Annotated in this window: 1 protein-coding gene; it reads right to left on the bottom strand. The window is 45.9% G+C overall.

The genetic code is table 11. The features are described from left to right. Positions 1-403 (bottom strand): DUF2147 domain-containing protein (locus tag OB13_RS20790; RefSeq protein WP_461492099.1); only part of this gene is annotated, 403 nt, incomplete at its 3' end. Between the last annotated feature and the right edge of the window lie 33 nt (positions 404-436).

The following is a 436-nucleotide window of genomic DNA, read 5'->3' as shown; positions in this document are numbered from 1 at the left end:
CATCATTAGAGACACGGGTCCAGTTTTGTGATCTGCCGATCAGCGAAATGCCGATATAGCCTTTCACCTCCATTTTGTCTTTCCCGTTCATCTTCATGTAGCAGGAGTAGGTCTTGCCGCTCTCCGGATCATAAATAGTGCCCTCGTCCCATTTGTTGCCGCCATCGTATTCGAAATCCTTCAGGAAAACAAGACCCTGCAGTGGACGGTTGCGAAGCTTCTTTTCAGGATTGTTATCGTCCATTTTAGGCTTTCCATTACGCATCGGCTCTTTCAGGGACACGATCTTACCGCAAAGTTTTTCACCACAGTTGTAGATTTCAAACCGGGCTTTGCCTTCTTCATTTGTCCAAGTGCCTACCGGAGAATGTTTCTGTGCCCAAGCTACAGTAGAAAACAGCATGAGTACAACAAGGGTTAAAAGATGCTTTTTCAT

This window comes from Pontibacter sp. HJ8 (assembly GCF_054824225.1).
Note: the sequence above shows the minus strand (reverse complement) of the source record. Positions and strands in the feature narration are given on the sequence as shown.